This is a genomic window from Rhodanobacter sp. L36, from assembly GCF_009765755.1.
Classification (GTDB): Bacteria; Pseudomonadota; Gammaproteobacteria; order Xanthomonadales; family Rhodanobacteraceae; genus Rhodanobacter.
Genome location: NZ_LMUV01000011.1, coordinates 130,313 through 155,896 on the forward strand (window position 1 = coordinate 130,313; position 25,584 = coordinate 155,896).

The window sequence follows — 25,584 nt, forward strand, 5'->3', positions numbered from 1 at the left end:
CAACAGGAGAACCTGATGAAGCTGCTTGCCTGCGTTGTCGTCGCTGCTGCCGTGTTCGGCGCAGCATCCGTCCGCGCCGCGACGCCCATAGCTGCCACGCCGCCGATGGGCTGGAACAGCTGGAACCACTTCGCCAAAAAGGTGAGCGACAAGGACATTCGCGCCTCCGCCGACGCGATGGTCGCCAGCGGCATGCGCGATTCGGGCTACGTCTACGTCAACATCGACGATGGCTGGCAGGGGCAGCGCGATGCGAGTGGTGCGATCCGCGCAAACGACAAGTTTCCCGACATGAAAGCGCTGGCCGATTACGTGCATTCGAAAGGCCTCAAGCTCGGCATCTACAGTTCGCCCGGCAGCAAGACCTGCGCGGGTTACACCGGCTCGCTCGGGCACGAGGTGCAGGACGCGCATAGGTATGCGCAGTGGGGCGTCGATTACCTGAAGTACGACTTGTGCAGTTTCCGCACCGACGTGATGGAAGCGCAGCATCCGAACGACAAGGTCGCGCAGATGCAAGCGATGGAAGCGGCCTACCAGAAGATGCGCCGTGCGCTCGATGCCACGCATCGGCCGATCATCTATTCGCTGTGCCAGTACGGCTGGGATGCGGTGTGGGAGTGGGGTGCGTCACCCGGAGTACGCGGCAACCTGTGGCGCACCACCGACGACGTCAGCCTCAACTGGATGTCGATCCACGCCAACGCCACCCAGCAATCGGGATTGGCGCGATTCGCCGGTCCCGGCCACTGGAACGATCCGGACATGCTGGAAGTCGGCAATCAGCTGGGCGACAAGCAGCTGACCATGCCCGAGAATCGCGCGCACTTCAGCCTGTGGGCGATGATGGCCGCGCCGCTGATTGCCGGCAACGATCTTTCGGCGATGACACCCGACGTGCGCGCCGTGTTGACCAATCGCGACGTCATTGCCATCGATCAGGATGCATTGGGCGCACAAGGCGAACGCGCCTACGCCGACGGACAGATGGAAGTGTGGACGAAGCCGCTGGCCGGCGGCGGACTGGCGATTGCGGTGCTCAACGTGGGCTGGGATCGCTACATCGGCCGTCCGTTCCATCTCGATCTTTCACGACTCGGCCTGAAAGACGGTCAGCAAGGCAAGGATCTGTGGAGCGGCAAGGCCATCACGTTGCAGGGCAGTCAGCCGATCCTGCTGAAGGAGCACGATGTGCTGATGGTGCGGCTGGATCGACCGATGCATGCAGCAAACTAGTCACTGCGTCGCTGCTCGCATGACCCCGACCAAGCCACCGCCTTTGCGCTGCCCTTGTTGTTACTGCAAGACAATCGAGGAGCGAAGCTCGTATCTCATCTGCCCGATCTGCTCCTGGGAAGATGATGGTCAGGACGACGCGACTGCGGATGACATACGGGGCGGGCCCAACCACGACCTCAGCCTTGCTCAGGCTCGCACGAACTACAAGTCGTTTGGCGCGTCATGTCGAAAAAATCTACCGCAGGTTCGCGCGCCTTTTCCTCATGAGTTGTGAAGTCGCCACGAGCTGGCGGGATCATTCGTTGCTCACGCCTTGCCGTGAAACAACTCTCGCCCGATCAGCATGCGACGGATCTCGTTGGTGCCGGCGCCGATCTCGTAGAGCTTGGCGTCGCGCAGCAATCGACCGGCGGGGAACTCGTTGATATAGCCGTTGCCGCCCAGCGTCTGGATCGCTTCGAGCGCGACCTGCACCGCATTGACCGATGCGTTGAGCAGGCACGCGGCCGGATCGATCCGCGACTTCACGCCGTTATCGAACTGCTGCGCCACCATGTACGCGAAACCGCGTGAACTCTGCAGCGCGGTGTACATGTCCGCGATCTTCGCCTGCATCACGCCGAAGGTGCCGATCGGCGCGTTGAACTGCTTGCGCTCGCGCACGTAGGGCAGCGCGAGATCGAGCGCCGCCTGCATCAGGCCGAGCGGGCCGCCGGACAGCACGAGTCGCTCGGTGTCGAGGCCGCTCATCAACACGCGCACACCTTCATTCACTTCGCCGACGATGTTTTCCGCGGGAATCTCGCAGTCCTCGAACACCAGTTCGCAGGTGTTCGAGCCGCGCATGCCGAGCTTGTCGAGCTTCTGCGCGGTGGTGAAACCCTTCATGCCTTTCTCGACGATGAAGGCCGTCATGCAGCGGCTGCCGGCCGGACGTGGCGCGGTACGCATGTAGACCAGCAACACGTCGGCATCAGGGCCGTTGGTGATCCACATCTTGCTGCCGTTGGCAACCCACACATCGCCCTTCAACTCGGCCTTGCAGGTCATCGAGCCGACCACGTCGGAGCCCGCGCCGGGCTCGCTCATCGCGAGCGCGCCGACGTATTCGCCGCTGCACATTTTCGGAATGTACTTGCGCCGCTGCGCTTCGTTGCCGTTGTGGAAGATGTTCTGCACTGCGAGATTGGAATGCGCCCCGTAGGACAACCCCACCGAACCCGATGCACGCGAGATCTCTTCCATCGCCACCATGTGCGCGAGGAAACCCATGCCGGTGCCACCGTATTCGGTGGGGATCGTCATGCCGAGCAAACCCATCTCGCCGAACTTCTGCCAAAGGTCCGACGGAAACAGGTTGTCGCGATCGATACGATCCGCACGCGGCGCGATCTCCTTCTCCGCAAACGCATGCACGGTATCGCGCAACAGGTCGATGTCTTCTCCCAGGGGAAACGGACGCATGGGGATTTCCTTGAAAGTCAGGACGTGATCATAGCGCAAGCGTGTTTTGCCTCTGCAGGGCTGAACAGCCATAGCGGCAATGCTCATGGTCGATTCAAAACTGCTCGACAATTGATGAGGGCATGGGACGAACTTTGCGACTGCAGTGCCCAACGGCGAGGCGATCGCGCCATATTCTGAAGTGGTCAGAAGACTACAGACTCCGCCATTCGGGTGTGCAAATCTCGGTGATGCCGGTGGTCGCCAACGTGGTCATGAGGTATGCCCTAAAAAAGTTCGACGGCCTTTTTCGAATTCGCAATCTCGACATCTTCATTTGCATACCGAGCCCCATTGCATGCGCCTACATCAACCCAGCTTATTGATCCTCTCTCTGTTTGCCCTGACCACAGGATGCTCATCGATGAATCATGGCGACCCCAAAAATCCGAAGAAAAATCCGCATCCGGTAAAGCGCTATGAAGTCACCGCCACGGCGGAGGCGCCCGGACCGTGGGACTCAGTGAAAGGGATCGTGTTTTTTGAAGTACTCAACGCCGCGTGCACCCCAGAAGACAAGTTTCTTGGTGTGCACGCGATACCCAGGGATGTGCCAGTCGATTTTAAAATGATCCGTATTGATGAGAAAACCTGGAAAGGCTACTTCTATAGAGATTCAATGCGGGATGAGGACTACTACGGACTCGGCATTTGCCATTGGGAAGCATCCGGCGTGTCGGCTATCTTCACTGCGCACGGCGTGACATTTGCCTCAGGTGATGCGCTGGATGTTTTTTTAAGGAAAGGATCGCAGACGAGCTTTTTCAGGAAGAGTTTCTATGAGGATCGCTCCTCTTCGTTAACTAGCGTGCCAGATTTTTCAGCAATCAATCCGCAAGTTGTCCAACATCCCAATGATTTCTTCCCGATTTCTGTCAATGTCAAGGAAGCCATGCCATGAGTCTTGACCCGGAAGTTTCCGCTGCTGCTGCCAGCGATGCATACAAGGATCGTAATCAAGACGAAATTGGTCGAACCGTCTACTTAAAGATCGGCAATACGGGGTGCTTGACTACGAAGCTGATCCCAAGACTGGTTTTCACGCGACGGCCTATCTCGATTGGAGCACGAACGGCCGATGGTTGCGCTTTCAAACCGCCGTGCATATTTTCCGGCCGTTAGTGAGAGATGCCATGCGGATGTGCATCCAGACGGCGGCGAATATTGCCGCCGCCGTCTTCAAAAAAGTTCGACGTAGCCTTATCGTCCGACCCTGGCGAACTTCGCTTTCAGCGCGACGCCGGACATCAGAAAACCTTTGTGGCATTCGTAGTTCTGCGTGTCGCGGAACTCCACGTTGTTGTAGTTGCTGACGATGTCGGTCACGGCGTTGGCACCGGCGCGTTTCGCATCATCCTGCAGCGAGATCAGGTTGGTTTCGAGTACGTGGTCGCAGGTTTCCTGATCGCTCTTTCCGAAGGCGTTGGTCTTGCGGCTGATGGTGACATTGTCATCCAGCACCTTGCCGTGCGGGCCCGTGCCGGCAAGATAGAACTTCACGCTGCCGTCGAGTTTGCCGTTCCTGGTCGCTTCGGACACGGCGCGATCGAACGGCAGGTGGACGACTTTCTCGGCAGCCATGCTGATGGCAGGTGCCGCCATCAGAATCGCCGCCAGGGTGAGGGTCTTTGCTCTCATGCGAGTGATCTCCTTGCGTTGTTTAAGAGTGAGGGACACGGGTGATGTCTTGCGGTGATAGCCATCGGATTCTTTTCAGGACGAACGCAGGGATATCAGCACAGCCCGCCATTTACCGCCAGCACCTGTCGGGTGATGTAACCGGCGTCGGCGCCGAGCAGGAATTCCACCGCGGCGGCGACTTCCTCCGGCGTGCCGGTTCGTTCGGCGGGAATCATTTTCAGGATCTGCTCGACCGGCACGTCGGGATCGAGCATGTCGGTGTCGATCAATCCCGGTGCGACGCAGTTCACGGTGATCTTTCGCTTGGCCAGCTCCACCGCCAGCGCTTTTGCGGCACCGATGACACCGGCCTTGGATGCGCTGTAGTTGACCTGCCCACGGTTGCCGATGATGCCTGACACGGAAGTGATGCAGACGATGCGCCCTGGCGCACGGCGGCGGATCATCGGCATGATCAGCGGATGCAGCACATTGTAGAAGCCATCGAGGTTGGTGCGCAGCACGCTGTCCCAGTCATCGCCGGTGAGCGCGGGAAACGCGCCGTCGCGAGTGAGTCCGGCGTTGCACACCACGCCGTAGTACGCACCATGCGCGGTGACATCCGCTTCGAGTGCGGTTGCGCAAGCTGCGCGATCGGCGATGTCGAACTGCACGATGCGCACCTGGCGATTCAGCGCGCGAATATCGCTGGCGACGGCTTCGGCTTCGTCGCGACGCGAGCGGCAATGCAGCACCAGATCGTAGCCAGCCCTTGCCAGCCGCAAGGCAATAGCGCGGCCGATGCCGCGACTGGAACCGGTAACGAGAATGGTGTCAGACATGCGATGGACTCGGTGCGATGGAGGCGAGAAAAGCGTCGGAATCGGGCGGGCTGAAAACCGTGAGGCGCGCCACGGCGTGCATGCCGGGTGCGTCGATGCGGCAAGTGAACATGGCCATGCCGTTGTCGTCGTGAAAACTGCGGATGGCTTCGACCCTCAACTCGCTGCCGCGCGGAAATGCATCCACGTCGCAACGATAGTGACGCGTACCGAGCAGGAAACCCAGCCTCACGGGACGATCTTCGCTGCGCGCCTGCCAGCCGGACCACGCCGCGACGCATTGCGCCATCAACTCGACGCCGCACCATGCGGGCAGGTCGCCTTCAGGCGTATGGAACAGGTCGCCGTCACGCACGGTACGTCGGCAGACGATGCGTTCGTCCTCGGCCTCGATCACCTCGTCGAGCAGGATCATGTCGCCGGCGTGCGGCAGCAATTGTTCAATCGGCCATGTGTTCACGACGCAGCTCCGGGCGCATCGCCAAGGATCAGGCACGCGTTGTTGCCGCCGAACGCGAACGAGTTGCTCATCAGTCGGCGCGGCCCACTCGCTGGCAGACGGTCACCGACGCGGGTGAACGAGAGCGGCGATAGCTCGGGATCCGCAGCTCCATCCCATACGTGCGGCGGTAGCCGGCCGGCGTTGTCCATCAAGCTCAGCCAACAGAATGCGGCCTCCAGCGCGCCGGCTGCGGCCAGCGTATGCCCAGTGAGAGACTTGCTTGACGAGCATGGCACGCCGCGCGGGAACACTCCGGCCACTGCGCGGCTTTCCATCCGATCGTTATGCTCGGTCGCGGTGCCATGAAGATTGAGATAGCTGATCTGCGCTGCATCGAGATGCGCCTGCTCCAGTGCTGCATGCATCGCGTGCTGCGCACCGATGCCCTGCGGATCGGGTGAGGACATGTGATACGCGTCCGAACTCGCGCCGCTGCCGAGCAACTGCACCTTGCCGCTTTCGCGTGTCATCAGGAAGAGTGCTGCGGCTTCGCCGATATTGATGCCACGACGATGGCGCGAAAACGGTTCGCAGCGCGCAGCATCGAGTGCTTCGAGCGCGAGAAATCCGTTCACTGGCAAACGCGCCAGTGTGTCGACGCCACCGCACAGCACGGCGTCGCACATGCCGATGTCGAGCAGGCGTTGCGCGCTGATCAAGGCGCGTGCGCCGGATGTGCATGCGGTGGAAATGCCGTAGCAGGGCCCGGAAAGATTCAGCCATTCGGCGAGGAATTCGGCGGGCGCGCCCAGCTCCTGATCCGCGTAGCGATAGTCCGCCGGCCATGCGCCATGTTCTCGCAACACGCCGATGCCACGAGTGGTGCGTTCGATGCCGGTGGTGCTGGTGCCAAGCACGACGCCGATGCGCGAAGCACCATAAAGTGAGATCGCTGCGCGAATGTCGTCCTCGATTTCCAGCGCCGCGGCAAGTATCAGTTGGTTGGCGCGATTGTCGCGACGCGCGGCGAGCGACGAAGGTATCGGCGTCAACGTCGTGCGCACGGCGCCGAGCGGCAGCGAACGTTGGGGTGCCCAGCCGGTTTCCGCGCGCAATCCGGAATCGTCGCCGGCGAACAAGGCTTCAGCCACCGCAGCCTTACCGGCGCCGAGCGTGCAGATCACGCCGAGTGCGTCGAGCGACACCATCAGGCGACCACAGGCTTGCGTGCGGCCACGTTGACCAGCGTCTCGTCGCGCTGGCCCGGCGGCGGCGGACGACGCAGATGCCAGCGTTCGAGCAATCCGAAATCACTCGAACGACTCCACCACAGAAACGGCAACGACACCTGGCCATCGCCAAACTGGAAACCCTGTTCGCGCAGCATCTGCAAATAGCCGTCCGCACTTTTCTGCACATGCATTGGATGACGGAAGAACCAGCGGATCACCCAGCTGTCGATGTACGCCTTGGTGGATTCGGCGAACAGAAGATAGCCGCCTGGTTTCAGCACGCGCCAGAATTCGGCGAGCGCGTTCTCCTGCTCGACCAGATGATGGAATGTCTGGTGGCAAAACACGATGTCCACGCTGGCATCGGGTAGCTCAATGCGCGCGCAGTCGCCGGCGATCAGCTCCGCGGTGATGCCTTGCTGCTCCGCTTCGATGCGCGACAGTTCAAGGCTATGTGGATCGGCATCGAGTCCGATCAGTCGCTGCGGCTGGAACGCATCGCGCAACAGCCGGAACGATTTACCCTGGCCGCAACCGGCGTCGAGCAGCACGCCGGCGATCGTCGCGTTGCCGCCGGCCAGTCGCTGCAGGTCGTTGATCGCCACGCGCAGCACGTGCTGTTGCCACGTGAAACTGCTCAGGAAGCGGAACCCGATGCGGGTCTCCTCGACGTAGGTAGGACTGGCGTAGTTCATGGCGCGATGCTCATGTGCAAGCAACAAACAAGGTAGTGATGCTTCATGCGAGGTGTTTCTCGACGGCGTCGACCATGATTTGCGGCGACACCAGTTGCATCGCACCGTCGGCCAAGTTCACGGCTACCTGCACGGTGCTGGCGCGAGTGAGGCGCTCGCCGCTATTCGCATCGCTGACGAGGTAGTGAATCTTCAAACGATTGCGCCACTCGATCAGATCCGCGCGCACGCGCAAGGTCTGGCCGAAACTGGCCGCCTGCACATAGCGCAATTGCAGATCGATCACCGGCCACACGTAGCCCGATTCCTTCATCTGCGCATAGTTGTAACCAATGCGATCGAGCAACGCGCAGCGGGCGATTTCCAGGTATTTCACGTAGTGCCCGTGCCAGACCACGTTGATCGAGTCGACGTCGAAGAACGGCACGGTGACCTCGGTGTCATGGTGCAACACGCCGCGGGTGCGCATCGGCTTCTCCAGTCGGGTCGGATGTTTCGAGTGTTTGCCAGTAGGCGTGAAAATTGAACCATTGTCGCGGCGCCAGCAGACATTTTTGCGCAAGCCGATCTGCGTAGCGCTGCACCCAGTTCCTGATGATCGCTTCGCGCTGGCTGCGATCCCATGCCGGCGCGTCCATGAACGGTTCGAGGTGAATCTGATAACGGCCATCGATCTTCAGGCAGAACATCAAATTCACCGGGCAACGCAGCAGGCCGGCGAGCAGCCACGGGCCCTGTGGAAACGGCGCAGGATGACCTAGGAAATCCACCGTCACGCGACGGCCATCGTGCAGCGGCACGCGGTCGCCGGCGATCGCCAGCCACTCGCCGCGATCCAGTCGCTGCGACAGTTCGAGCATCAGCGCGGCGTCCATCTCGCTCACTTGCAGCAAGCGCAACTGATGATCGCCGGCCGCGCTTTGCAGACGATTGAAGTGCGCAACTTGGCTGGTGTGCACCAGCACGTTCAACGGCACCTGTTCGCCGAGATCGGCCAGCGCGCGACAGACATCGAGATTGCCAAGGTGCGTGCCGACCAGAATTTCTCCACGACCGCCGTGCGTGCTTTTCAGCAATCGTGCGCGCATGCCGGAAGGATCGTGCAGTTGCACGTCGCGCAATGGAAGTGTGCCCCGCCACACTTCGAGTCGATCGAGCAGGCTGTCGCCGAAGGCCATGAACTGACCGAACACGCTGCGCAAAGTCGCGCGCAATTCCGGGCGGCCACTCCATGCGGCAAGATAGTTCTGGTACTGGCGAACGTTGCGACGCGCACGTCGGCCGAACACGAAAAAGTAGAACACGACCACGTATAGCACCGGTGTCATCGGTCGGCGTCCGAGCCGGCGCAAACCGAACGCGGTGAGCCACATCAGCGTGAAACTGCCGCGCTCTTTCTGCGCCGCCCAATGCGCGGAGTGTGCGGCGGGCTCAGTCACGCGCGCTCCACCCGCAAACGCCCCGAGGAGCAGTGCGCGCCATCGAGGTGATAGGCGAAGTACAGTTTTCCGCGACCCGTGCCGTCAGGTTCATCGGCAAAGTAGAGCGTGAGTTCGACGCGATCGCCAGGACGCAGCAGGCGCTGAAATTTCAGCGCTTCCATTTCGCGGCACTGCAGAGACGTGCCCAGTCGCGGCGCAGCGAACGCCAGTGCCCAGCCAACCTGCAGCACGCCGGGCAACACCGGCGCCCGCGGAAAGTGGCCGTCGAAATGAATCAGCTCCAACGGCAGTTGCAGCAGCAGCGTCCAGCGATCGTCTTGTGCGTGTTCGCGCAGTGGTACCACGCGATCGGGTCGCGGCGATTGCAGCCGCAGATCGATCGACAGCTCATCGAGGTGGTCCGGCATCGCATCGAGCAGACGTAGTTGATGCGCAGGTTCGAACGCGTGTGCTGCGAGATGCGTCTGGAAGTTTTCGATCAACTGCTGTCGACCTTGCGCATGCAACGCCGCAAGGCCGACGTCGTTGAGCAGCAGCAAGGCGCCGTGGTCCGATGCAAACGCCTCGACAAGCCAAGCATGTTCCGCGAGGCATACGGCCATGGCGTGCGGCGCGCTCATGCAAAGCTCCTGCGCAACCGTTGGCGAAACATCCACTCGACCACGAACAACGTGCCCATGATCAGGTAGGCGATCAGGCCGTTGTAAAGCGTCCACCACGACAACGGCGCCCACAGTGACAGGGCGACCGACATGCCGCCGTTGAAGGCGAAGAATCCCACCCAGACCCAGGTGACCACGCGTGTATAGCGCACCACGTGCGGCGGCAGGTTGGGCTCGCGCATGCGCGCAAAGCGTTCGACGAACGGCGGGCCGTAGATCAGGCTCAGCCCGAACGCCACCAGCAGCAGCGCGCTTATCAATGCCGGATACCAGCGCAACAAGCTCGCTTCGCCGGTCACTGCCAGCAGCACGCAATACACCAGTGCGGCGCCGACCATCCATCGGCCACCGGGCTGGCGCAACAGACTTGGCGCGCGGATCAGCCAGATGGCCCCGAGCACCAGCGCGAAGATCGGCGGCGAGACTTTCTGCGTGCCGAAATACACCACGAACGGATACAGCAGCCCGACCAGCGGCAGCAGGATGGGAATCAACCGGCGCATGCGGCCCGCTGCGCTTCCACGAACGCGGCCAGGCTGGCGATCGTGGCGAAATGCCGGCGCGCTTCCTTGACGTCCGATTCGATGCGGATCGCGTAGCGCTTCTGCAACGCGAGTGCGAGTTCGAGCGCATCGACCGAATCCAGCCCGAGGCCGTCGCCAAACAACGGCTGGTCGATTGGAATATCGGTTGCGCTCAGGTGTTCGAGGTTCAACGTGTCGATGATGAGCTGGGCAATCTCTTGTTCGAGCGCGTGGCCGGTGACTGCGGTTTCCATGTTCACGATGCGTCGAGCTCCTTGAGAAAAAGTTGATGCAGATGTTGATTGAGCCGGCGCGAAGCGATCGGCATTGGCGCATCGTTGAATTGCGCGGGGTCGATATCCGCACCGACGCGCAGCTGCACGATGACGCGGCGATCGGGAATGCGATACCACGGTTCGGCTTTGGTCAGCGTGGTTGGCGTGACCGAAATGAAGACCGGCGTGACCACGCGCGCACCGCGCAAGGCGATCGCTGCAGCGCCACGATGAAACACCGGCGCGCATCCGGGTTTGGTGCGCGTGCCTTCGGGGAACATCACCAGCGTCTGGCCTTCGCGCAACACATCGGCCGCCTGTTCGAGCATCTCGGGGCTGCCGTTGTTGCTGATGTATTGCGCGGCGCGCACGGCGCCATGCATACACGGGTTGTCCCACAGGCTCGCCTTTACCACGCAGTTGGTCTGGCGCATCTGCGCGATCAGAAAGATCACGTCGATCAGCGACGGATGGTTGGCGATGATGAGTTGGCCGGGCTGGCCGAGTCGTTCCGCGCCGTCGATGTGGAAATCCAGCACGCGCGTGCGATACATGAATTGCATGTGCAGGTAGAACGCGCCGCCGATCGCCGCGCGCGCGCGATGTCGTCGCGTGATGGCATCGCCAGGCAGCAGCGCCAGCAGCGGCAACACCAGCACGCGCAGGATCAATCCGCCGATGCCGAAAAAAAAGAAACTTGCGCCGGTGGCAAACAAGCGCCACAGCCACGCGTCACGACGGCGAGTCAGCGGGTACGCTGCCACTTCCATCGGCGTGTCTTCCATACATGCTCCAGTGATGTCTGGTCAGTCTGCAAGGCTCGCAGAAAATCCAGCGCGTGCGGCCACGCGCAGGGCGCGCCATGGCTGTCGTGTCTTTCCAGTTGCAACTCCCAGCACGCATCCGTGGAAGAACTTTCACTGGATGCAGCGCTCCCCAATCGCAGTGCCAGAGCATACGAGAATGGCACGTCGTCGATCCACTGCGTGTATGCCGATGGCGGCATTTCTTCGGCGATCACCACCAGCACGGACGCAGCACCGGCAGCGAGATGCGTGGACGCTTCGACTAGCGCGTGCTCGAACGTATCGGCTTCCCCGGCAATCGCCACTGATTCGCCGCGTTGTCCGCGCAGAATCGACCACTGCCCCGCGATGGCGTTGTGCACCGACAAGCCGAATTGCGTCGGCGAGAGCGGTTGTTCGTCGGTGACGTCGCCGAGTAGTGCGAAGGTGCGCGTGGTTTCGCCGTGACGCGATGCGAACACGAACGGCAGCTGTTCATCTTCGCCACACAATGGCGAGGCGACTTCCATCGTCATGCGCGCCAGCCGGCTCAGCCGACGACGCTGCATCGGCGGAAGCGACAGGCATTCCGGCTGCTCCTGCTGATCAGGCACGACATGTGGTGCCTGCGCCCACGTTTGCCACGCCGACGACGTGTCGAGCCCCGGTGCCCAGGCGCGCCACTGCTCGATGCGAAGATGAATCACGCGACTTCCGTGTCATGCGCGTCGCGACGGAACATCAACGCCGCACAACTGCCGCCAAAGCCGAAGTTGCTCGACAGCACGCTCTCGACGGGACGCTCATGCGTGCGAGTCACCAGCGGCGCTGAGGCGAATGCGGCATCCACCTCGATGACCGGACTGCCGGCCGCGACGAAACCGTGTTGCATCATCAGCAGGCTGGCGATGGCGTCGAGTGCGCCGGCGGCGCCGGGCGCGTGTCCGCTCAATCCCTTGATCGACGACATCGGTGGCACGGTGGCTCTGCGTTCGGCGAACACGGATGCGATCGCCTGCCATTCCTCGACATCGCCCAGCGGCGTGGAGCAGGCATGCGTGTTGATGTAGTCGGGAAGAAAACCGGCCTGATCGAGTGCCTGACGCAGCGCGCGCGCGATGCCATCGGCGCCGGGCCCGACGATGCTGGTCGGGTCGGTGCTCGCGCCGTAGCCGACGAGTTCGGCGATGAGGGTCGCGCCGCGCGCCTGCGCATGCGCGAGCGATTCGAGTACCAGCATGCCGGCGCCTGCCGCGAGTACAAAGCCATCTCGATCGCGATCGTAAGGTCGCGATGCATCTTGCGGTTGCGATGCGCTGGCGACGGATAGCGCACCCATTGCATCGAACCATGTCGCGGTGCCTTCGAAGAGTTCCTCGCTGCCGCCGGTCAGCACGAGTTGCTGGCGGCCGAGCTGGATCAGTTCCATCGCGTGGCCGATCGCCAGCGACGCGCTGGTGCATGCCGAACTTACCGTCTCCGCCACACCGCGGATGCCGAATGCATGGGCGAGCGTAGCGGACAACGCGCTGCTCATGCCGCGCGGCACAAAGAACGGGGAAAGTCGCCCGACACCCTTGTTGTGATACGCGTTGAGACCTTCCTCGTACACGCTCAGCGACGCGCCGCCGCCGACCACCAGGCCGCAGGATTCAGCTTGCAACGCTTCCGTCGACAGGCCGGCCTGTTCGATCGCTTCGTTCAACGCATGCCATGCGTACAGTACCGGCGGCGCAAGAAAACGGCGCAGCTTGCGCGGCGGTTCGGGCAGCGTTGAAATATCCACCGGGCCGCCGACGCGCGTGTTCAATCCGCGATGCGCGAAACTTTCCATCGCGCGCAAACCGCTGCGATCGTTGCGCAAGGAATCGAGCATCGCCGCGCGTCCGTTGCCGAGACAACTGACCACGCCCATGCCGGTCACCACGACGCGCGGCAGGCCGCGAGCGTCGAGCATGCGTGGCGAGATCGGCGAACGCGACGACATCAGCAGGCCCGGAAGATCAGCGACGTGTTGATGCCGCCGAACGCGAAATTGTTGTTCATCACGCAATCGGTCTGGATGCGCCGACCATCGCCGATGACGTGATCAAGTTCGGCGCATTCCGGATCGACGTCGACGAGATTGATGGTCGGCGCGAACCAGCCGTCCTGCATCATGCGGATCGCCCACCACGCTTCCAGCGCGCCGCAAGCGCCGAGCGTGTGGCCGACGTAACTCTTCATCGAACTGATCGGCACGCGGGCACCGAGTACCGACGCCGTGGCGTGGCTTTCGGCGATATCACCGCGATCAGTCGCGGTGCCGTGCGCGCTGACGTAGCCGATCGCCTCGGGCGCGAGCTTCGCGTCATCGAGCGCGAACTGCATCGCCACCGCCATCGTTTCGCGCGTGGGTTGCGTGATGTGCGTGCCATCCGAATTGCAGCCGAAGCCGATCACTTCGGCGTGGATCGTCGCGCCGCGCGCCTTCGCGTGTTCGTATTCCTCCAGCACCAGCGTGGTCGCACCTTCGCCGACGACGAGACCATCGCGCGCGCGATCGAACGGGCGTGGCGTGAGCGACGGTTCGTCGTTGCGCGTGCTGGTGGCGAACAGCGTGTCGAACACCGCCGCGCCGGGGCCGGAAAGTTCTTCGGCGCCGCCGCACAACATCATCGTCTGCTTGCCGTGCTGGATCGCTTCGAAGCCGTAGCCGATCGCCTGGCTGCCCGACGTGCACGCGCTGGATGTGGGAATGATGCGGCCCTTGAGGCCGAAGAAAACGCCGACGTTCACCGCCGTGGTGTGCGCCATCATCTGGATGTAGCTGGTCGCGGTGACGCCCTGCATCGAACCTGTTTCAAGCATTTTTCCGACCACGCGCACCGGTTCGATGCTGCCGCCGGACGAACCGTAGGCGACGCCCATGCGGCCATCGCGAATCGACGCATCGTCGAGCAGGCCGGCATCGCGCAATGCATGCTCGCTGGCGGCGACGGCGAGTTGCGCGACGCGACCCATCGAACGTGTGTGCCGACGCGGCCAGTCGGGCAATACGAAGTCATCGACCGGACAACCGATGCGCGAATTCAACGCATCGAAATAATCCCACTCGGGCATGCGCCGCACGGCGTTGCGGCCTTCGCGCAATCGCGCGGCAATCTGCGTCCATTCGTGGCCGAGCGCGGTGATGCCGCCCATGCCGGTAATCACCACGCGCTTCATTGCGGTTTCCTGAAAAAATAAATCGTCATCGCGCGGCTCCGCGCAACGGCAGGCTGGCCGGCACCATCAAGGCGGTGCAGCCGATGCCGAGCAACAAGGTCAAACCGAAATCGCGCAGTGCCGGCATCGAGCTCAGCGCGAGCAGGCCGAACGAGAGCAGCGCGGTAACCGCGGAGAGCAGCACGCTCGCATACATGGCGCCGGGCCGATGCGCCACGTGCGGCTCGCCTTCGAGCAGGAACACGGCGTAGTTCGCGCCGACGCCCAGCACCAGCATCATCGCCATCCAGTGGAACAGCGTCAGCGGCTGGCCGAGATAACCGAGCGCGGCCAGCGTGAGGCCGATGCCGAACACCGGCGGCACCAGCACGCGCGGCGCGCGGCGCAAACCGTAGCGCCAGCCGAACACCGGCACGATCAGCAGCAACGCCGCGAGCAACCACACGCTCGCGTAACTGCGATAGCGACCGAACAGATTGGAAACGCTGGCCGGTTTGTCGACCAGTTGCACACCGGGCAAGTTGGCCGCAGCCGCATGCAGCGGCGCGACATCGTCCTGTCCCTGCGGCAACACCAGCGTCGCGTAGCCGTGTGCGTTCTGGCCCATCCACAGATGACGGAACGGCGTGGAAATCGGCGAGGTCAGCCATTGCTGCAAATCGATCGGCGTACCCGGCCATGCAGCGAGATACGTGTCGATGGCGGAAGCGCGGAAGCCCGCATCGGTCAGCAATTTCCGCATGCGCGTGGCGTCGGACATCCACGGCGCGAGCAGCGCGCGGTCGGCGTTCTGCCGCTGCTGCGACGGCACCATGCCGGCGAGGCCGACCCAGTCCTGCATCTTTCCACTTTGCACGAGCACTTGCAGGCGCTGTTCGAGTGCTTCCTCGCGCTGCAGCGTCTGTTCGACGCTGTCGCCCTGCACGAGATAGAACTGGCTGCCGTTGCCGAGTCCGGTGATCGTGCGGATCTGCACTTCCTGTGCATCGAGCGCGGGCGGTGGTGCGATCAGTAGATGCACGTCGTCATCGTGTCGCAGTTTCCACCAACCCGGCACGGCCAGCAGCAAAAGCAGCAGCGCGATGATCCATCCGCGCCTGCCATTGCCGAAACGTGCGATCGCGTTCTGCATCGCCAGCGCCACGCGAACCAGTACCGGCGACAGTGGTTTGGACGGCCGTTGCAGCAACGCCGGCAGCAACCAGAACACGCTCACGCACGCGGCCAGCATGCCGCTCATCGCAAAGCACGCCATCTGTCGCAACGCCGGAAACGGCACGATGCCGAGCAGTGCGTAACCAAGCAGCGACGTGGCGAGCGCAAGCAGCAAGGCCACGCGTACCTGGCGAAGTCCCGCCCGCGGCTCCCATTGCGCGCCGGCATTCGCGCGCGCAGTGAGGTACTGGATCGAATAGTCCACCGCTTCGCCGAGCAGCGCCGCGCCGAACACCAGCGTGAGCAGATAAATCTGTCCGAACACCAGCAAGGTCATCGTGGTCGCGGCGATCACACCGACCGCGGTGGAAAGAAATGCCAGCAGCAACGGACCCGGCGAACGGAACGACCACAGCAGCAGCAAGGCGATGCCGATCGTCGACACCCAGCCGACCAGATGCACGTCGTGCTCCGCGCCGGCGCGCGCGGCCGCAGCGTAGAACACGGCGCCGGTGCGCAACAGCGTGGTGCCGGGATGATCGTGGACCATCGCGCGTTCGGCGCGATCGAGCGTGGCGAGCGCATCGCGTTGCACTGCGTCGTCATACGACGAACCGGCCAGCGTGGCGGTGACCATCACGTAAGTCTTGTCGTCGTGATGCGCCGTGAGCAGGTTGTCTTCCGGCAACAGCGGCGAACGGCTCCACGGTTGCTGGTCGAGCCAGTGCTGCAGGAAGCCGAACGGATCGTCCTGCAGCGAGGTGCCGACGCCGCTGGCGAACGGTTCGTTGAGATGACGCGAGAGCGCTTGCGCCGGATCGAATCCCGGCGCGGCGAGCGTGGCGCGATCGGCATCGGACAGCAACGTGAAGCGGTGCGCGAGATACGGCGCGACGAGTTGCTGCAGATCGAACGGCGGCAATTCCGCCAGCACCGAAGAAAATGTCTTGTCCGCGCTCAGCGCTGTGCCGAGTTCACGCGCCGCAGCTTTCGCGGCATCGTCGTCGGCATTCGATACCAGCAGCACCATGCGATCGCCGTTGGCGTGGGCGAGGCGTTGCACCGCGGCTTCGGCGAGCGGATCTTTCTCGGTGCCGGGCAACATCGCCAGCAAGTCGGTCTGGATCGGTATCGCGCCGCGACCGAACAGCAGCCACGCACCGAGCAACGCCACCGCCAGTGTCGCGACGGTGAAGAGGCCCGCACGCAGCCACAGCGACGATAATTTCATGGCAGGCCGAGCGCGCTCTTTTCGGGCGCGGTGAGCGTGCCGGCATCGCGCGTGTCGCTGAAACGAATGTCGGTCGCCGCGCCATCGTGCATGTCGATGCGGATGCCTTCAAGGAAAGTATCGCCGTCGAGTTCGATGCCGCTGAGAATGCGCGCGACACGCGACTGTTTGGGTGCGAAGTGCAGCGTCCATTTTTCGGCCGCGCCGCTCGCCTGTACATCGAACTGGCGCAGCACGTCGTCGGGCTTGCCGGCCAGCAGCGATTGCAGCATCTGCGACACCTGACTCACACCGCGCGCGTCGCGAATCGGTTGCAGCTCGCCTTGCGCATCGAGTCGCGCGGCATGGCTGCCGGTCAATGCGAGTGTTTCCTGGTATGGCTGCGCGGTCTGCCACAACATGCCGCGACCGAGCACGAACAGCAGTGTGCCGTGACTGACCTGCGGCTGCGCCAGCGCGGGATTCGAGCGTGTCTGCACGAACGAAGCGCGCACGCTTTGATGGTTGCCCAGGCCCGCCAGTACGCTCTTGAGCAGGTTGGGATCGGCATCGGCCGCGCGTGCGGCATGACCCGCACCGAGCGACAGCAGCAGGCAAAGGACGAAGGCAGTCATGCGACGCATGCGGTTTCCTCTTTTCGAAAGCGACGCCACAACAAGCCGGGCGCACGCGGCAGCATGCCCAGCAGCAGGCGGGTGTGCATCGCTGTGATGCGCAGGTTGTCGTGCAGCATGTGGAAATGCGACAGCCCGTTCTCGGGATAGATCACGTGCGTCGGCAGGTTGCGCACGGGCACGCCACGCCACAGCAATCGCACGGCGGCCTCGGTGTCGAAATCCATGCGGGCAGGGAAAGGCGCGCGCGCGATTTCCGCGCAGGTCGCGTCGAGCGGATACAGGCGATAGCCGCACATCGAATCGTCGATCGCCAGCGAAAGCGTTTCGATCCACACGCAGACATGCGTGAGGTAGCGACCATACAAACGTGCTTTCGGCACGCTGTCGTCGTAGACCGCGCGGCCGCAGATCATCGCCTGCGGATGGTTGCGCGCCTCCGCGATGAAGCGCGGCACATCGGCGGTGTCGTGCTGGCCGTCCGCGTCGATCTGCAGCGCATGCGTGTAACCCGCGTCGCGCGCGGCAAGCAGGCCGGCGGTGATCGCGCGTCCCTTGCCCTGATTCTGTGCGAGATGAAAAAGCGTGACGCCATCATTGGATGCGGCCAGCGCGTCGAGTACGACGCGGGTCGGTTCGTCGCTGCCGTCGTCCACGATCACCACCGGCAAGCCGTGTTCGCGCAGCGCCTGCACGGTGCGCGCGATGGTGTCCTTGTGGTTGTAGATCGGGATCAGCGCGCAGGGTGCGAAACGTTCAACCGTGGCTGGCATGAGACGCAGCCGCGCAACGTCAGCGGGCGAGCAGGGTGTGCACGGTGGCGACGACGTCGCCCACGGTACGCACGCTCTTGAAATCCTCGGGCTTGATGCGCATGCCGGTCATCTCCTGCACCTGGATTGCCAGATCCACTGCGTCGATGCTGTCCAGTTCAAGCTCGGTGAAAAGGTGAGCCGAAGGCGTGACCCGCGACGGGTCGATCTCGAAGGTATCGCGCAGGACTTCCCTGAGTCGATCCAGGATGTCCTCGTCGCTGATCCCTGCTGCCATCATCGTGCTCATAACTCGTCCACCTGCTTTTGTCCGGTCAATCCATGCGCTACGCGCCACGTTGGGGAAAGGCGCCTTCCGGGCGCAACAGCACACCGCGGTATGGCATCTCCTGATCCGACAACGGCTGGTTCCGATGTCGCGTGCCGGCTTGACCCGGTGTCCCCGCCAAGCGGGCCCCCATTTACCGCCTTGCCCTTATCAGGCAAAGGCTTACGCATGAACAATTCGTTGGGCAGTGTACCAGAATCGCTGGCGGCGTCAGCCACCGTACGGACGTTTCGCGCGTCGATGCGGCGTCCGCCGACACGAAAAAGCCGCCGATGGTCCGGCGGCTTCCCGAACAGCGCGAAACGATTTACTGACCGCGCATGCGGCCCTGGAAACGCGTGCCGCCATTGCCCATGTGTGGCAGCTTGATCTTGCCGATGGCGTTGATGCGCTCTTCGGCGAGTCGGTCCGCGGCCAGGTAGGTCGGCACGTTCTGGGTCTTGCTGATTTCGAAGATGCGCCCGAGGTTGTAGTAGATCGTGCGCATCATGCGCATCGCGCGCTCGCGGTTGTAGCCGTCGATCTCCAGCGACACGTTCATCACGCCGCCGGCGTTCACCGCGTAATCGGGCGCATACAGCACGCCGCGCTTCTGCAGTTCGTCGCCGATCTCGTCGGTGGCCAGCTGGTTGTTGGCCGCACCGCAGATGATCTTGGCCTTGATGCGATCGATGGTCTGCGTGTTGACGGTGCCGCCCAACGCGCACGGCGAGTACACGTCGGCGTCGACGTCGTAGATCTCGTCCAGGCCCACCGCTTCGCAGCCCAGCTCGTCGACGCAGCGCTGCACCGCATCCTTGTTGATGTCGGTCACGAACACCTTGGCGCCCTGTTCGCGCAGCAGCTTGATGAACTCGCTGCCGACGTGGCCGGCGCCCTGCACGGCGTAGCTGTACTTGCCCACATCTTCGTTGCCGTGCTTGAACTGCAGCGCCGCCATCAAGCCCTGCAGTGTGCCGAACGCGGTGAACGGCGACGGATCGCCCGAACCGCCGTGCACCTGATGCACGCCGGTCACGTATTCGGTTTCGCGGAACACGTATTCCATGTCGTTGACGTCGATGCCCACGTCTTCAGCCGTGATATAGCGGCCGTTGAGCGAATTGACGAAGCGGCCGAACGCGCGGAACAGCGCTTCGGACTTGTCCTTGCTCGGATCGCCGATGATCACCGCCTTGCCGCCGCCCAGGTTCAGACCGGCCACGGCGTTCTTGAAGGTCATGCCGCGCGACAGCCGCAGCACATCGTTCACGGCCTCCTGCTCGGTCTTGTAAGGCCACATGCGCAAGCCGCCGAGCGCAGGGCCCAGCACCGTGTTGTGAATCGCGATGATGGCCTTCAGGCCGGCGTCCTTGTTGTGGCAGAAGACGACTTCTTCGTGACCCGTCTTGGCGATGGTTTCAAAGATCATTGGAACGGTGACTCCATGGATTTATGGTGCCGGATGGCATCTACAGAGGTGACGGGCTGGGGATGGCCGCGTCGAGGTGGTGAAAGCCTGAAACTCGACGCCCCGACCGAGGCCGGGGCGTGAATCAAGGCGCGAAGTCTAGTACGTCATCCCCCGAATCGCTGACGCGGCGCAGCAAGTCGTGGCCGTACGGCGGATGCGCAAGAAAAAGCGCCGTTGCCGGCGCTTTTCGGTTCAACGGTGAGGCGAATGATCAGCGGCCCCAGTGGCCTTCGCGAAAACGCCAGCCATGTCCATTGCGAACCCAGTGAGCCGGTGCGTAGCGATAACCCGGACGCGAACGCACCCAGTAACCACCCGCCCAGACATGCCGGCCACCGGCCCAGCGCCAGTAGCCCGGCGCCCAGACGTAACCCACGCGCGGCGGCGGCACGCGTTCGAAACGCGGCGGTGGCGGTGCCACGCGAACGCCGACGTAGACCGGCATGGCGGTGGCGGGCGGCGTGTACGCGGCGGTCGCGAAACCCAGGCCGAGCCCGGCGAGCAGGGCCAGTTTGAGTGACGTGCTTTTCATCGATGGTCTCCCTCGTAGGCCGCGGGAACGCGGCGTGCAGGATTTAAAACGATGTCCGCTGCAACCAGTTGACCGGCGCGCAACGGCTCGATTCAGTTTGCAGCCACGTTGGCGACGCAGCTCGCGATGGCGGTCATCGAGTTAAAAAAAATCCCCGAGCGTCAGGATCGACGTCGGGGACACAAGGGTTCACGTGTTTCAGAGGTTGAGCAATGACAGCTACGGCGAATTCACTTGGCCTTGGAAGCCGGTGGAGCGTTCACGAAACCGCGCCAGGCGATCAGCAGGTTTGTCGCGTTCACTGAGCCCAGGCCCGACGCAAAACTCCAGCCCGCTTGCGCGCTGTACGCCTTGGTCTGCGGCGAGTAAGGCTTGGTGGGATCGAGTGAGGTGAGCCCCTCTTGCGTATTGAATCCGTTGATGACGGTCGTGGCGTAGAAATAGCAGTTCGGTGTCGCCAGCGGCGCGCCGGTCACGTAATCGATTTCGCCGTCGTAGTGATAGCACTGGGTGGAGTTGGAACCGCGCGTCACGTTGTGGAACACGCAGCTCGCGGTGCCATTGGTACCGTTGTCGGCGCTGCATGCCGCGAGGCTCGCCGGTGCCGTGCCGCTCGCACTGCCGTATTCCTGTTGTGCGAGTGCATACAGCGTCGGTGCCGCATTGCCCTGATCCGCGGGCAGGCCGCGCATGGCGATGCCCTGGTCGATCAACGCCTGGATGCCGGCGAACATCGGTGCGGCCAATGACGTATCGGCGTTCACTGCTACAGACCCGTTGAATCCCGGGGCGCAGGGATAGGACTGGGTGCAAATAACGGTGCCGGTATCCCTGCCGTACGAACCGCCATAGAGCGCCACGTCAGGAATATCGCGCGACTGATCCTGCGCGGTGTTGTGCACGAGCCGTTGCCATGCGGGCTTGGCGTCGAACACGGATGCACCGCCGTTGGTGCCCTCGGAAGTGATGTACTTGCCGGCCGGATCCAGGCTCAAACGGAATTTGCAGAAGCTCACCACGTCGGAGAATCCGTACGCTTTGGCGGCTACACCGTTGCCGCAGGAATCGTTCCACGGAATCTCCGGCACGTAACTCAGTGCCGTGCCGTAATTGGCGCCGGGCGTGCTGCTGAAATACTTGCTGGTGGTGCCGTCAAGTTCGTCGGCCAGATCGGTGCCGCCCACCGCTGTCACGTTCGGTGACGTAGCGATCGAGCCGCTCGTCAGCCCTGCGCCGGTGATGGGTTGAAAGTAGAATTCCGGGCTCGAGCCATTGCCTGTGCCGGCAAATATCGAGATGCCCTCTGCATCGGCCTGCGCAGCCATCACATCCATGCCCATCTTGCTCGCGCTGTCGGTCTCGTCTTCGCCATACGAGATGCTGAAACTCATGATGTCGGGTCGTGCATCGCTGTTGACGAGGTTGGTCGAAGCGATGAAAAAGCCCTGATAGATATTGGTGCTCGCGGGCATGAAATTGCTATTGAGTGCCGAACAATTGGCCACCCAGATGTTCGCGCCCGGTGCCATGGCCGTGGCCCACTCTGAATCTTCCGCCGCGGAAATGCTGTCTGTAGGGAACAGAGAATCCTGGTCGGTGCAGTTGTTCATCGTGCCGACCTGCGGTTGGAACTCTTTATACGTGCCGCCGTACTGGGTCAGGTTGAACTGCGAAACGAAATTGCTCCAGTCGCCCGATGCCGGGCTGCCCAATTCGATCAGCGCGATGGTTATGCCCTTGCCCGTCACGCCGTTGGTGCGGATGGTCGAGAGGCCGTACATCTTCACCACATCGTCCGGCACCAGTCCGCGCAGGCCGTAAAGACCGGTCGAGCCGACCGTTTGAGGGTGCGATGTCGACGCCGTCCCGTCCTTCGGTACGAAGCGGTGCGTGGCTGCGTTCCATGTCGTCTCGACAGGCGTCGTCTGCTGCGGTTTCGGCTGCAGATTGTGAAGGCCGATCACGCCGGCGATCACCGGTTGCAGCGCAGCGGGCACGCTGATGTCGGTGGCGTTCGCGATGCCGGTTTCGCCATGCACGGTGTACAGCTTTTCCTGCGTGTGGAAGGCGAGATTCACCTGGCCTGCGGTGCCGCTGAAATCGATCTGCGTCTTGTTCGGGTAGACACCGTTGACCTTGAAACCCTGCGAGGTCAGCCACGCGGTCACGGCTTCCACATCACTGTCGACGAGGCCGAATGCCTGCCCGTATTGCGCCGGCGTAAGCCACTGGTGGAAACGCGCCGATGCCGGGTCGTGCTGCTGGCTGATGAGCGTTTGCAATTGCGCGGTACGCACGGCGCTCGGGCGCAGCATCAGTTGCAGATGGCTCATCGGCGTGGACGCATCGACGTTATTGCCGGCGACGGCTGCCGTGATCTGCACCGGCCGCGAATGGGGCAGCGTGGCGATCGCGTTGTTGTTGATCGTCTGGCTGACGCGTGGCGCTTCCGCCGTGTTGATGCCCGCCAGTGCGTTCGCGCCTGTCGATGCGGCGAACGAACCGGCCGATGTCGCGGCGAGTGCCGCTGCGATGGATGCGCGCAACATGAAATGACCGTTCTTCATGGGAATTCCTCGAAAAAAATCAAAGCGGAAAAAGTTCTGCGCTGGTCGTGACTGCGTGATGCGGCGCCGACGACGAACGCCATCGGCGCTTCGACATCACTGCGGTGACGCAGGCGGTGCGTTGACGAAAGCACGCCAGGCGATCAGCAGGTTGGTGCTGTTCACCGAACCCAGGCCCGCAGCGAAACTCCAGCCCGGTTGTGCCGAATACGCTTTCGTCTGCGGCGTGTACTGCGTGGTGCTGAGCGAGGTGAGGCCGATCTGCACCGCCTCCTGAGCCGCCGTGCCGAAGAAGTAGCAATGACCGGTGAGTAGCGTCGGCGCTTCCTGCAGGCATTCGGTCGAGATCGAACCGCGCGTCACGTTGTGGAACACGCAGCTGCCCGTGCCGGTGTTGCCGTTGTCCGCATTGCACGCGGCGAGACTCGCCGGCACGGTGCCGCTGGCGCCGCCGTACTCCTGCTGCGCCAGCGCATACAGCGTCGGTGCCGCGTTGCCCTGATCAGCTTGCAGGCCGCGCATCGCGATGCCCTGGTCGATCAGCGCCTGGATGCCCGCGAACATCGGCGCCGCCAGCGACGTGCCGCCTTCCAGCTGCGTCGGCGTGGTGAAGTTGGGCGCGCACGGGTAGTACGCCGTGCAGATCACCGCGAACGTCGCATTGCCGTAGGAGCCGGCGAACAGCGCCACGTCCGGCACGTCGCGCGACTGATCCTTCGGCGCGTTGTAGATCGTGCGCTGCCATGCCGGCTTGCGATCCACCGACGAGGGTCCGCCGCTGCCGGCCTCGGAGCTGAGGTAGTAGCCGTCCTGATCGAAGTTCAGCAGGAACTGGCAGAACGCCGGCGCGCTGGAGAAGCCGCCATACATCACCTTGGCCGCCACGCCGTTGCCACAGGATTCGTTCCACGGAATTTCCGGCACGTACGCCAGCGCGGTTCCGTAATTGGTGCCGGCCGTGGTGCTGAAGTATTTGCTGGTGGTGCCGTCGAGCACGTCGGCGGTGTCGGTGCCACCGACGGCGGTGACATTGGGCGAGGTCGCGAACGCGTTGGCGTCGATGCCGTCGCCATTGATCAGGCGATTGTTGAAACTCGGGTTGGTACCGGAGTCGCCGCTGGAGACGAACACCGAAATGCCTTCGGCATCGGCTTGTGCCCACATCGCGTCGATCGCCGCCTTGCTGGCGCTGTCGACCTTGGTTTCGCCGAAGCCGTAGCTGGCGCTGATGATGTCCGGGCGCGCGTCGCCGTTGATCAGGTTGTTCGCCGCCATGTACACGCCGCCGAAGAAGTTGGCGTTTACCGGGTTGCCGCTGGCGTCGTAGTCGGAGCACGTCGCCACCTGAATATTCGCGCCGGGCGCGATCGCGGTGGACCATTCCGCATCGAGCAGGGTTTCGGTGTAATCATCCTGGTAGCCGTAGAGCGTGTCTTCGTCCAGGCAGTTGTTCATCGTGCCGATCTGCGGCTGAAACTGTTTGAATTTGCCGCCATACGTGCCGAGGTTGAATTGGGCGACGAAGTTGTCCCAGTCCGACGGCACCATGTCGCCGTCTTCGACCACCGCGATGGTGATGCCCTTGCCGACCACGCCGTTGGCGCGGATTTTCCCGATGCCGTACATCGCGACCATGTCGTCGGGCACCAGCCCGCGCGTGCCGCTTTCGAACGTCACCGCCAGGGGGTTCGGTTTGGATGTGACCGGCGCGGCCTTCGCCTGCTTCACGGCGAAGCGATGCGTGGCGGCATTCCAGTTACCGACTTTGGCGGCCACGTGCTGAGGCTGCGGGCGCAGGTCGTTCAATCCGAGTACGCCGCTGACAATCGGGCTCAGCGCGCTTGGCACGCTGATGTCGGTGGCATTGGCGATGTGTTCTTCGCCGTCGATCCGGTAATGCGTTTCGCGCGTGCGGAATGCGAGGTTTACCTTCGCCGTAGTGCCGCTGAAATCGATCTGCGACTTGTTCGGGTAAACGCCGTTGACCTTGAAGCCCTGCGAGGTCAGCCACGCAGTGGCCGCGGCGATGTCACTGTCGGCCACACCGAAAGCCTGGCCGTACTGCTGCGGCGTCAACCACTGATGGAAACGCGCAGAGGCGGGATTGTGCTGCTGGCCGATCAACGTTTGCAGCTGCGCGACGCGCAGCGCGCTGGGCCGCAAGACCAATTGCAGATGGTTCATCGGCATGGCGCCGTCCACGCTGTCGCCCGGCACGGCGCTCGCGAGCAACCCGAGGTGCGTGTTGCGCAAAGTCGACACGACGTTGCCATTGACGGCTTGCGTGACGCGCGGCGCTTCCGCCGTGTCGATGCCTGCGAGAGCCGAGGCGGATGCCGTGGCGGCGAAAGAGCATGCCGATGCGGCGGCAAGCGCTGCCGCGATGGACGCACGCAGCATGAGATGACCGTTCTTCATGAGAAACCCTCGAAATCAGACTGGAAAAAAAATCGAAAACGTTGC

Annotated in this window: 25 protein-coding genes; 2 read left to right on the plus strand and 23 right to left on the minus strand. The window is 63.0% G+C overall.

Annotated features, from left to right (window positions below):
• The first annotated feature begins 15 nt into the window (after positions 1–15).
• Complete coding sequence (locus GSQ73_RS10205) at positions 16–1,236, plus strand: glycoside hydrolase family 27 protein (protein ID WP_158883667.1); 1,221 nt, start codon at positions 16–18, stop codon at positions 1,234–1,236.
• A gap of 309 nt (positions 1,237–1,545) precedes the next feature.
• Here the strand turns inward: GSQ73_RS10205 and GSQ73_RS10215 are convergent, their stop codons facing one another.
• On the minus strand, positions 1,546–2,703 hold the full coding sequence (locus tag GSQ73_RS10215; protein WP_158883671.1) for an isovaleryl-CoA dehydrogenase: 1,158 nt from the start codon (positions 2,701–2,703) through the stop codon (positions 1,546–1,548).
• A 403-nt stretch (positions 2,704–3,106) separates the two neighbouring features.
• Here GSQ73_RS10215 and GSQ73_RS10220 point away from each other — a divergent pair, with 403 nt between their 5' ends.
• Positions 3,107–3,643 carry a hypothetical protein gene (locus GSQ73_RS10220; protein WP_158883673.1) on the plus strand — a complete coding sequence of 179 codons (537 nt, stop codon included), beginning with the start codon at positions 3,107–3,109 and terminating at the stop codon, positions 3,641–3,643.
• A gap of 299 nt (positions 3,644–3,942) precedes the next feature.
• Here the strand turns inward: GSQ73_RS10220 and GSQ73_RS10225 are convergent, their stop codons facing one another.
• The 22 genes from GSQ73_RS10225 to GSQ73_RS10330 form a co-directional block, all read right to left on the minus strand.
• Positions 3,943–4,380 carry an excinuclease gene (locus GSQ73_RS10225; RefSeq protein WP_158883675.1) on the minus strand — a complete coding sequence of 146 codons (438 nt, stop codon included), beginning with the start codon at positions 4,378–4,380 and terminating at the stop codon, positions 3,943–3,945.
• Positions 4,381–4,475: 95 nt separating this feature from the next.
• On the minus strand, positions 4,476–5,204 hold the full coding sequence (gene fabG / locus GSQ73_RS10230; RefSeq protein WP_158883677.1) for a 3-oxoacyl-ACP reductase FabG: 729 nt from the start codon (positions 5,202–5,204) through the stop codon (positions 4,476–4,478).
• Complete coding sequence (locus tag GSQ73_RS10235; RefSeq protein ID WP_158883679.1) at positions 5,197–5,664, minus strand: hotdog family protein; 468 nt, start codon at positions 5,662–5,664, stop codon at positions 5,197–5,199. Before GSQ73_RS10235 ends, fabG begins: the two co-directional genes overlap by 8 nt.
• Positions 5,661–6,854, minus strand: a complete 1,194-nt coding sequence (locus GSQ73_RS10240; protein ID WP_216844757.1) for a beta-ketoacyl-ACP synthase — start codon at positions 6,852–6,854, stop codon at positions 5,661–5,663. Before GSQ73_RS10240 ends, GSQ73_RS10235 begins: the two co-directional genes overlap by 4 nt.
• Entirely contained in the window at positions 6,854–7,573 is a 720-nt protein-coding gene (locus GSQ73_RS10245) for a class I SAM-dependent methyltransferase (RefSeq protein ID WP_158883681.1), read from the minus strand. Before GSQ73_RS10245 ends, GSQ73_RS10240 begins: the two co-directional genes overlap by 1 nt.
• Before the next feature lie 43 nt (positions 7,574–7,616).
• Positions 7,617–8,042 carry an acyl-CoA thioesterase gene (locus GSQ73_RS10250; protein WP_158883683.1) on the minus strand — a complete coding sequence of 142 codons (426 nt, stop codon included), beginning with the start codon at positions 8,040–8,042 and terminating at the stop codon, positions 7,617–7,619.
• Positions 8,014–9,012 carry a glycosyl transferase gene (locus GSQ73_RS10255; protein WP_254063374.1) on the minus strand — a complete coding sequence of 333 codons (999 nt, stop codon included), beginning with the start codon at positions 9,010–9,012 and terminating at the stop codon, positions 8,014–8,016. The genes GSQ73_RS10250 and GSQ73_RS10255 overlap by 29 nt, the downstream gene beginning before the upstream one ends.
• Positions 9,009–9,635 carry a hypothetical protein gene (locus GSQ73_RS18045; protein WP_254063375.1) on the minus strand — a complete coding sequence of 209 codons (627 nt, stop codon included), beginning with the start codon at positions 9,633–9,635 and terminating at the stop codon, positions 9,009–9,011. The genes GSQ73_RS10255 and GSQ73_RS18045 overlap by 4 nt, the downstream gene beginning before the upstream one ends.
• Positions 9,632–10,180, minus strand: coding sequence for a hypothetical protein (locus tag GSQ73_RS10265; RefSeq protein WP_158883686.1), 549 nt, complete (start codon positions 10,178–10,180; stop codon positions 9,632–9,634). Before GSQ73_RS10265 ends, GSQ73_RS18045 begins: the two co-directional genes overlap by 4 nt.
• A complete protein-coding gene (locus GSQ73_RS10270) occupies positions 10,168–10,455 on the minus strand; it encodes a phosphopantetheine-binding protein (RefSeq protein WP_158886371.1) in 288 nt (95 codons plus the stop codon). Before GSQ73_RS10270 ends, GSQ73_RS10265 begins: the two co-directional genes overlap by 13 nt.
• A 2-nt stretch (positions 10,456–10,457) precedes the next feature.
• Positions 10,458–11,261: a lysophospholipid acyltransferase family protein gene (locus GSQ73_RS10275; RefSeq protein WP_254063376.1), complete on the minus strand. Its 804-nt coding sequence runs from the start codon at positions 11,259–11,261 to the stop codon at positions 10,458–10,460.
• Positions 11,222–11,968: a beta-ketoacyl synthase chain length factor gene (locus GSQ73_RS10280; protein ID WP_158883688.1), complete on the minus strand. Its 747-nt coding sequence runs from the start codon at positions 11,966–11,968 to the stop codon at positions 11,222–11,224. The genes GSQ73_RS10275 and GSQ73_RS10280 overlap by 40 nt, the downstream gene beginning before the upstream one ends.
• The gene (locus GSQ73_RS10285; protein WP_158883690.1) at positions 11,965–13,248 is read right to left on the minus strand and encodes a beta-ketoacyl synthase N-terminal-like domain-containing protein; all 1,284 of its coding nucleotides are present in this window, start codon (positions 13,246–13,248) and stop codon (positions 11,965–11,967) included. The genes GSQ73_RS10280 and GSQ73_RS10285 overlap by 4 nt, the downstream gene beginning before the upstream one ends.
• Positions 13,248–14,468, minus strand: a complete 1,221-nt coding sequence (locus GSQ73_RS10290; protein WP_158883692.1) for a beta-ketoacyl-ACP synthase — start codon at positions 14,466–14,468, stop codon at positions 13,248–13,250. Before GSQ73_RS10290 ends, GSQ73_RS10285 begins: the two co-directional genes overlap by 1 nt.
• 25 nt (positions 14,469–14,493) lie before the next feature.
• Positions 14,494–16,854 (minus strand): MMPL family transporter, encoded by a 2,361-nt coding sequence (locus GSQ73_RS10295; RefSeq protein ID WP_158883694.1) that lies wholly within the window; start codon positions 16,852–16,854, stop codon positions 14,494–14,496.
• On the minus strand, positions 16,851–17,477 hold the full coding sequence (locus GSQ73_RS10300) for an outer membrane lipoprotein carrier protein LolA (protein ID WP_158883696.1): 627 nt from the start codon (positions 17,475–17,477) through the stop codon (positions 16,851–16,853). Before GSQ73_RS10300 ends, GSQ73_RS10295 begins: the two co-directional genes overlap by 4 nt.
• A complete protein-coding gene (locus GSQ73_RS10305) occupies positions 17,465–18,241 on the minus strand; it encodes a glycosyltransferase family 2 protein (RefSeq protein WP_158883698.1) in 777 nt (258 codons plus the stop codon). Before GSQ73_RS10305 ends, GSQ73_RS10300 begins: the two co-directional genes overlap by 13 nt.
• Positions 18,242–18,260: 19 nt before the next feature.
• A complete protein-coding gene (locus GSQ73_RS10310; RefSeq protein WP_216844758.1) occupies positions 18,261–18,530 on the minus strand; it encodes an acyl carrier protein in 270 nt (89 codons plus the stop codon).
• Positions 18,531–18,876: 346 nt separating this feature from the next.
• Positions 18,877–19,980 (minus strand): Glu/Leu/Phe/Val dehydrogenase dimerization domain-containing protein, encoded by a 1,104-nt coding sequence (locus GSQ73_RS10315; protein ID WP_158883700.1) that lies wholly within the window; start codon positions 19,978–19,980, stop codon positions 18,877–18,879.
• A gap of 253 nt (positions 19,981–20,233) precedes the next feature.
• Positions 20,234–20,554 (minus strand): YXWGXW repeat-containing protein, encoded by a 321-nt coding sequence (locus GSQ73_RS10320; protein ID WP_158883702.1) that lies wholly within the window; start codon positions 20,552–20,554, stop codon positions 20,234–20,236.
• A 230-nt stretch (positions 20,555–20,784) separates the two neighbouring features.
• Positions 20,785–23,121, minus strand: a complete 2,337-nt coding sequence (locus GSQ73_RS10325; protein WP_158883704.1) for a protease pro-enzyme activation domain-containing protein — start codon at positions 23,119–23,121, stop codon at positions 20,785–20,787.
• 96 nt (positions 23,122–23,217) lie between these two features.
• Positions 23,218–25,539: a protease pro-enzyme activation domain-containing protein gene (locus GSQ73_RS10330; RefSeq protein WP_158883706.1), complete on the minus strand. Its 2,322-nt coding sequence runs from the start codon at positions 25,537–25,539 to the stop codon at positions 23,218–23,220.
• Positions 25,540–25,584: the final 45 nt, after the last annotated feature.

Coding starts and splice junctions, on each gene's coding strand:
- GSQ73_RS10205 (WP_158883667.1), top strand. CDS start 16: ATGAAGCTGCTTGCCTGCGTTGTCGTCGCTGCTGCCGTGTTCGGCGCA.
- GSQ73_RS10290 (WP_158883692.1), bottom strand. CDS start 14,468: ATGAAGCGCGTGGTGATTACCGGCATGGGCGGCATCACCGCGCTCGGC.
- GSQ73_RS10220 (WP_158883673.1), top strand. CDS start 3,107: ATGAATCATGGCGACCCCAAAAATCCGAAGAAAAATCCGCATCCGGTA.
- GSQ73_RS10225 (WP_158883675.1), bottom strand. CDS start 4,380: ATGAGAGCAAAGACCCTCACCCTGGCGGCGATTCTGATGGCGGCACCT.
- GSQ73_RS10295 (WP_158883694.1), bottom strand. CDS start 16,854: ATGAAATTATCGTCGCTGTGGCTGCGTGCGGGCCTCTTCACCGTCGCG.
- GSQ73_RS10240 (WP_216844757.1), bottom strand. CDS start 6,854: ATGGTGTCGCTCGACGCACTCGGCGTGATCTGCACGCTCGGCGCCGGT.
- GSQ73_RS10305 (WP_158883698.1), bottom strand. CDS start 18,241: ATGCCAGCCACGGTTGAACGTTTCGCACCCTGCGCGCTGATCCCGATC.
- GSQ73_RS10320 (WP_158883702.1), bottom strand. CDS start 20,554: ATGAAAAGCACGTCACTCAAACTGGCCCTGCTCGCCGGGCTCGGCCTG.
- GSQ73_RS10245 (WP_158883681.1), bottom strand. CDS start 7,573: ATGAACTACGCCAGTCCTACCTACGTCGAGGAGACCCGCATCGGGTTC.
- GSQ73_RS10285 (WP_158883690.1), bottom strand. CDS start 13,248: ATGTCGTCGCGTTCGCCGATCTCGCCACGCATGCTCGACGCTCGCGGC.
- GSQ73_RS10215 (WP_158883671.1), bottom strand. CDS start 2,703: ATGCGTCCGTTTCCCCTGGGAGAAGACATCGACCTGTTGCGCGATACC.
- GSQ73_RS10270 (WP_158886371.1), bottom strand. CDS start 10,455: ATGGAAACCGCAGTCACCGGCCACGCGCTCGAACAAGAGATTGCCCAG.
- GSQ73_RS10250 (WP_158883683.1), bottom strand. CDS start 8,042: ATGCGCACCCGCGGCGTGTTGCACCATGACACCGAGGTCACCGTGCCG.
- GSQ73_RS10310 (WP_216844758.1), bottom strand. CDS start 18,530: ATGAGCACGATGATGGCAGCAGGGATCAGCGACGAGGACATCCTGGAT.
- GSQ73_RS10275 (WP_254063376.1), bottom strand. CDS start 11,261: ATGGAAGACACGCCGATGGAAGTGGCAGCGTACCCGCTGACTCGCCGT.
- GSQ73_RS10265 (WP_158883686.1), bottom strand. CDS start 10,180: ATGCGCCGGTTGATTCCCATCCTGCTGCCGCTGGTCGGGCTGCTGTAT.
- GSQ73_RS10315 (WP_158883700.1), bottom strand. CDS start 19,980: ATGATCTTTGAAACCATCGCCAAGACGGGTCACGAAGAAGTCGTCTTC.
- GSQ73_RS10325 (WP_158883704.1), bottom strand. CDS start 23,121: ATGAAGAACGGTCATTTCATGTTGCGCGCATCCATCGCAGCGGCACTC.
- fabG (WP_158883677.1), bottom strand. CDS start 5,204: ATGTCTGACACCATTCTCGTTACCGGTTCCAGTCGCGGCATCGGCCGC.
- GSQ73_RS10330 (WP_158883706.1), bottom strand. CDS start 25,539: ATGAAGAACGGTCATCTCATGCTGCGTGCGTCCATCGCGGCAGCGCTT.
- GSQ73_RS18045 (WP_254063375.1), bottom strand. CDS start 9,635: ATGAGCGCGCCGCACGCCATGGCCGTATGCCTCGCGGAACATGCTTGG.
- GSQ73_RS10300 (WP_158883696.1), bottom strand. CDS start 17,477: ATGCGTCGCATGACTGCCTTCGTCCTTTGCCTGCTGCTGTCGCTCGGT.